Origin of the sequence: Kineococcus arenarius subsp. arenarius, assembly GCF_050871845.1 — a bacterium.
Lineage (GTDB): Bacteria > Actinomycetota > Actinomycetes > Actinomycetales > Kineococcaceae > Kineococcus.
Map to the genome: position 1 here is coordinate 1 of NZ_JBJLSE010000146.1, position 6,038 is coordinate 6,038.

The window sequence follows — 6,038 nt, forward strand, 5'->3', positions numbered from 1 at the left end:
GCCCCGCACCCGGTGGGTGCGGGGCCCTCGCGCGTTCCCGGCGGGTCGGCCCGGTGGCGCCTCAGGCGGAGGCGAACACCACGCTGACGTTGTGCCCGCCGAAGCCGAAGGCGTTGTTGACGCCGACCAGCCGGCCCTCGCGCTCCAGCGGGCGCGGGTCCTTGCGCACGACGTCCAGGGTGACGTCCGGGTCGAGGTCCTCCACGTTGATCGTCGGCGGCGCCATCCGCTCGCGCAGGGCCAGCACCGTCAGGATGCTCTCCACCGCGCCGGCCGCACCCAGCAGGTGACCGGTCATCGACTTGGTCGCCGAGACCGCGATGCCCTCCGCGGCGTCGCCCAGCGCCAGGCGCAGACCCTTGTCCTCGGCCACGTCACCCGCGGGGGTGGAGGTGGCGTGGGCGTTGACGTGGCAGACGTCGCCCGGGGTCACGCCCGACGCGTGCAGGGCGTCGCGCACGGCGCGGCTGACGCCGGCGCCCTCCGGCTCGGGAGCGGCGACGTGGTGCGCGTCGGCCGACAGGCCCGCGCCGAGCAGCTCGGCGTGGATCCGCGCGCCGCGCGCCCGGGCGTGCTCCTCGGACTCCAGCACGACGATGCCCGCGCCCTCGCCCAGGACGAAGCCGTCGCGCCCGGTGTCGAAGGGCCGCGACGCCCGCGCCGGGTCCTCGTTGCGCCGCGACAGCGCGTGCATCGACGCGAACGAGGCGATCGGCAGGGGGTGGATGGCCGCCTCCGTGCCGCCGGCGATGACCACGTCGGCGCGACCCGTGCGGATCATGTCGGCGCCGTAGGCCAGGGCCTCCGCGCCCGAGGCGCACGCGCTGACGGGGGTGTGCGCACCGGCGCGGGCGGTGAACTCCAGGCTGATCGCCGAGGTCGGCCCGTTGCCCATGAGCATCGGCACCGTCAGCGGCAGGACGCGGCGGGCGCCCTTCTCGCGCAGGGTGTCGTAGGCGGTCAGCAGGGTCCAGATGCCGCCGATGCCGGTGGCCACCACCGAGGCCAGCCGCAGCGGGTCCACGTCCGGGCTCCCGGCGTCGGCCCACGCCTCCCGGGCGGCGATCACGGCGAACTGCTGGGAGGGGTCCAGGCGCTTGACCTCGCGGCGCTCCAGGACCTCCTCGGCCGGCACGGCCGCCTGCGCGGCGAACGTGACGGGCAGGTCGTACTCCTCGGTCCAGGGGGCGCTGATGGTGCGCGCTCCCGAGCGGCCGGCGAGGGCGGCCTCCCAGGTGGATCGGACGTCCCCGCCGAGCGGTGTCGTCGCTCCCATCCCGGTGACGACGACGCGGCGAGCGGTCGCGGTCATGGTCGGTCAACTCCTTCTCGAGCGGTGACGGCTGCGGTGCCGGGCCGGCCCGCTGCGTGCGGGCCGGCCTCGCGGCGGTGCGGGCTGCTCAGCCCTGGGCCTGGGAGATGTAGGCGACGGCGTCGCCCACCGTCCGCAGGTTCTTCACGTCCTCGTCGGGGATGCGCACCCCGAACTTCTCCTCGGCGTTCACGACGATCGTCATCATCGACAGCGAGTCGATGTCGAGGTCCTCGGTGAAGGACTTGTCGGCCTGAACGCTGTCGGTGGGCAGGCCCGTCTCCTCGTTCACGATCTCGGCGAGACCGCTGAGGATCTCCTGCTCGCTGGCCATGCGTCGCTCCTTCGGTGGGGGTGGCCGGGAACCCGGTCCACCTCGTCGGCCTGGTGCGCCGGTGAGCGCCCAGGGGGCTGGTGGGGGCCGCGGGGGCGGCTCAGGGCAGGCGCACGACCTGCGCGGCGTAGGACAGCCCGGCGCCGTAGCCGATGAGCAGGGCCAGTCCCCCGGAGGGGGCGTGCCCGTCGGCCACGGCGCGCTCCATGGCCAGCGGCACGCTGGCGGCCGAGGTGTTGCCCATGTCGACGATGTCGCGGGCCACGTGCACGGACTCCGGCAGCTTCAGCTGCTTGACCATCGCATCGATGATGCGCGCGTTCGCCTGGTGCGGCACGAACACGTCGATCTCCTCGGCGCGCACGCCCGCGGCGTCCAGGGCGCGCTGGGCGACGGGCGCCATCTGCCAGACCGCCCAGCGGAACACCGACTGGCCCTGCTGCTCCAGGTACGGCCACTTCTCCGGCTCCTGGGCGGCGGCCTCCGCGGCGATGGGGTCGGCGGCCGCGGCGGGGGAGGCGCGCAGGTCCAGCCAGGAGAACCTCGAGCGGATGGCGTCGGCCTGCGAACCGTCCGAGCCCCACACCGTGGGACCGATGCCGACCTCGTCGGAGGCGCCCACCACGGCGGCGCCGGCGCCGTCGGCGAACAGGAACGCCGTGGAACGGTCGTGCTTGTCCGTGAAGTCGGACAGCTTGTCCACGCCCACGACCAGCACGGTGCCGGCGGTGCCGCCGCGCACGAGGTCGCTGGCCAGGGCGATGCCGTGGCAGAAGCCGGCGCAGCCGGCGGAGATGTCGAAGGCCGCGGCGGGCGTGGCGCCGAGGCGGTCGGCCAGGACCGCGGCGGCGGCCGGGGTCTGGTACGGGTAGGACACGGTCGCCAGCACGACCGCGTCGACGTCGGAGCCGGTCAGCCCCGCGGCGGCCAGCGCCTTGGCCGCGGCGTCCTCGGACATCTCCACGACGCCGACGTCCTCGGCCGCCCAGCGGCGGGTGCGGATGCCGGTGCGCTGCTGGATCCACTCGTCGGAGGAGTCGATCCAGGTGCACACCTCCTCGTTGTCGATGATCCGCGGCGGGCGGTGCGCGCCGATCCCGAGGATGCGCGAGTGGCGCGCGGCGGGGGCCTGGATGTCGGTCACTGGACGCCTCCTGCGCCGGCCGGGACGGCCGCGGCGGCCCCGTGCTCGGCGATCACGGTTCGGGCCCGCTCGAGGTCGGCGGGCGTCTTCAGGGCGAGGACGTCGATCCCCTTCAGCTGGCGCTTGGCGAGGTTCACCAGCGTGCCGGCCGGCGCCAGCTCGATCAGCGCGGTGACGCCCAGGCGCCGGAACGCCTCGGTGCACAGGTCCCAGCGCACCGGCCGGCTGACCTGCGCCACCAGGCGCCGCAGCAGCTCGCCGCCGTCGGTGACCAGCTCGCCGTCGGCGTTGGCGGCCAGCGGCACGCTGGCGGTGCCCGGCTCCAGGCCCGCCGCCAGCTCGCGCAGCGTCCCGACCGCGGGCGCCATGTGCTCGGTGTGGAAGGCGCCGGCCACCTGCAGCGGCACCACCCGGGCCCTCGCGGGGGGCTCGTCGGCCAGCGCGGCCAGGGCGCTCAGCTCGCCGGCGGCCACGACCTGCCCGCCGCCGTTGTCGTTGGCGGCCGTCAGGCCCAGCCGGGACAGGGTCGCGGCGACCTCGGCGGGGTCGCCGCCGAGGACGGCGCTCATGCCGGTGGGGTGCGCGGCCGCGGCGCTCGCCATGGCCCGCCCGCGCTCGCGCACCAGCACCAGGGCCTGCTCGGGGCTCAGGGCCCCGGTGGCCGCCGCGGCGGTCAGCTCGCCGACGGAGTGCCCGGCGACGGCGCCGGCGACCGCCGCCAGCTGCTCGGGACCCTGCACCAGCTCGCGCAGGACCACCAGGCCGGCGGCGACGATGAGGGGCTGGGCCACGGCGGTGTCGCGCAGCGTCTCGGCGTCGGAGACGGTGCCGTGCGCCACGAGGTCGTCACCGACCACGGCGGAGGCCCACCGCAGGCGGTCGGCGACGCCGGGCAGTTCCAGCCAGGGGGCCAGGAAGCCCGGGGACTGCGAACCCTGGCCGGGGAAGACGAAGACGAGCACCTGACGAGCGTGCACTGCGCCACCTGGTGTTCACGGTGACGACGCTCACGGACTTTGCCCGCCCCTGTTGTGGGAAACCTACAAGCAGCTCGGCGGCGACCCCAGGCACTTCACTGAGCGTGAGGAGCCGTCACAGCTCACCGGTCCCGGTCGGCCGCGGCGGGCTCCCCGGTCTCGCGACCGCTCGGGGGGCCCGCCTGCGCCAGCCGGCCCAGCGCCAGCGCCACCTGCAGCACGAAGCGCTCGCGCGGTTCGGCGGGCGTCCAGCCGCACACCTCCCCGACCCGGCGCAGGCGGTAGCGCACGGTGTTGGCGTGCACGAACAACGAGCGCGCGCACGCCTCCAGCGACCCGCCCGAGTCCAGGTACGCGGCCAGGGTCTCCAGCAGCGCGCCACCGGCGCGCGCCAGCGGGACGTAGGCGCGGTCGACCAGGGCGCGCCGCGCCGTCGCGTCGCCGGACAGGGCGCGCTCGGGCAGCAGGTCGTCGGCCTCCACCGGCCGCGGTGCGCGCGGCCACGCCCGCGCGGCGACCACCCCCGCCAGCGCCGCGCGCGCCGAGCGCGCCGCCACCGGCAGGGACGGCACGGTCGGGCCCACCACCACCGGGCCCGGGCCGAACTCCTCGGCCGCCAGCTGCGCCGCCGTCCCGCGCAGGTCGGCCACCCCCGAGAGCACGACGACCAGCCGGTCGCCCTGCACGCCGACCAGCGCCTCCCCGCCCGCGGCGCGGGCCGCCTTGCGCACCCGCGGCACCACCCCCCCGGGGGTCTGCTCCCCGGCGGCGCCGATCACCACGGCCGTGGGCGCGTCCATCGTCCACCCCAGGGCCGCGGCCCGGGAGGCGATGGTGTCCTCCCCGTCGCCGCGCAGCACGGCGTCCACGACGAGGGCCTCCAGCCGCGCGTCCCAGGCGCCGCGGGTCTCCGCGGCCCGCGCGTACACGGCCGCCGCCGCGAACGCCACCTCCCGGGAGTAGCGCAGCAGCGCCTCGCGCGCGCGCACCTGCTCCCCGGGGCGCTCCTCGCCCACGACGGCGTCCAGCCCCTCCTCCACGACGGTGATGGCCGTGCGCACCAGCTCCACCGTCTGCTGCAGCGTCACCGAGCGCATCAGCTCCCGCGGGGCGGTGCTGAACACCGCCGTGGCCGCCAGCACCGCGGGGTCCGGCTCGGTCAGCCAGCGCACGAAGTCGGTGAAACCGGCCTGCGCCACCATCCCCACCCAGGACCGCTCGTCCGGCGGCAGCGCCGCGTACCAGGGCAGCCCCTCGTCCATGCGCGCCGCGATCGCCGAGGCGAACGTGCCGGCAGCCGCCTCCAGCTGCCGCACGGTGTCCTCGGACAGCTCCTCCGGGTGCGGGCGCACGGGTGCGAGCGTACGGCGACGGGCCCCGGACGGGCCCCTGGGCTAGGGTTCGAGAGCGGGGTCACGCTCCTGCACCGGCACCCGCCGGCCCCGGTGGCCGGCACCGCAGGACGTGCCGGTCCCGCCGCGGGAGCCGACGAGGACACCGGGGAGGAGACGCATGGGACTGCTCGACCGCTGGCGCCGACGCCCCGCGCAGGGGACCCGGCCGGAGGAGGTGGGGCGGCGCAGGCGCCGCCGCCAAGCCCCCCCGGCGGAACCGGTCGTGAACGAGGCCGCCCTGCGCGAGACGCTGCAGGAGGACCCGAACGACGCCGAGGCGTTCGACGTCCTGGTCGAGACCGTGCGGGCCCGGGCCGCCGAGGCGCACGTGGCCGACGACCCCGCCGAGGGGCACGAGGCCGAGGACGCGCGCCGCGCCGCCGACAACGCCGTGTGGGCGCTGGCCGAGGAGCTCGCGCAGAGCCCGCGGGCCTGGCGGCCGCTGCTGGTGCTGGGCCGGCTCTCCCTGCACGACGACCGGGAGGCCGCGCTGCGCCGCCTGGGCATCGCCGCCGAGCGCGACCCCTCCGGCACGGGACTGGCCCAGGCGCTCGCGATCCTGCGCGAGGCCGGGATGAACGACGAGGCGCTCAGCCTCGGGGTGGGCCACTGGCGCCCCCGCGAGCACGACGTCGAGGCCGGTCGCCACCTGGTGGCCGCCGCCATCGACGCCGGTCGCCTCGCCGAGGCGCGCCGGCACCTCAAGGCCCTGGGGGAGCACCCCGACCAGGACCGCGTGGCGCCGATGCGCGAGGAGCTGGAGGACGCCATCGCCCGCGCGGACCGCGCCCAGCGCTGATCCCCGCGCTGCGCGCCGGTCCAGCCGGTGCGCACGAACCCGCGAGCACGAGAGCCCCGCACCGCCGAAGCGGTGCGG

At 76.8% G+C, this 6,038-nt stretch carries 6 protein-coding genes; 1 reads left to right on the forward strand and 5 read right to left on the reverse strand.

Annotation, left to right across the window (positions count from 1 at the left end):
- Positions 1-61 precede the first annotated feature (61 nt).
- The 5 genes from ACRYM0_RS19980 to ACRYM0_RS20000 form a co-directional block, all read right to left on the reverse strand.
- Positions 62-1,312 (reverse strand): beta-ketoacyl-[acyl-carrier-protein] synthase family protein, encoded by a 1,251-nt coding sequence (locus ACRYM0_RS19980; RefSeq protein ID WP_432507599.1) that lies wholly within the window; start codon positions 1,310-1,312, stop codon positions 62-64.
- Between the two features lie 88 nt (positions 1,313-1,400).
- Positions 1,401-1,646, reverse strand: coding sequence for an acyl carrier protein (locus ACRYM0_RS19985; protein WP_432491425.1), 246 nt, complete (start codon positions 1,644-1,646; stop codon positions 1,401-1,403).
- Between the two features lie 100 nt (positions 1,647-1,746).
- Positions 1,747-2,790 carry a beta-ketoacyl-ACP synthase III gene (locus ACRYM0_RS19990; RefSeq protein ID WP_432507600.1) on the reverse strand — a complete coding sequence of 348 codons (1,044 nt, stop codon included), beginning with the start codon at positions 2,788-2,790 and terminating at the stop codon, positions 1,747-1,749.
- Positions 2,787-3,767 (reverse strand): ACP S-malonyltransferase, encoded by a 981-nt coding sequence (locus tag ACRYM0_RS19995; RefSeq protein ID WP_432507601.1) that lies wholly within the window; start codon positions 3,765-3,767, stop codon positions 2,787-2,789. The genes ACRYM0_RS19990 and ACRYM0_RS19995 overlap by 4 nt, the downstream gene beginning before the upstream one ends.
- 122 nt (positions 3,768-3,889) lie before the next feature.
- Positions 3,890-5,119: a PucR family transcriptional regulator gene (locus tag ACRYM0_RS20000; protein WP_432507602.1), complete on the reverse strand. Its 1,230-nt coding sequence runs from the start codon at positions 5,117-5,119 to the stop codon at positions 3,890-3,892.
- Between the two features lie 160 nt (positions 5,120-5,279).
- Between ACRYM0_RS20000 and ACRYM0_RS20005 the strand changes: the two genes are divergently transcribed.
- Positions 5,280-5,960 (forward strand): hypothetical protein, encoded by a 681-nt coding sequence (locus ACRYM0_RS20005; RefSeq protein WP_432507603.1) that lies wholly within the window; start codon positions 5,280-5,282, stop codon positions 5,958-5,960.
- Positions 5,961-6,038 lie beyond the last annotated feature (78 nt).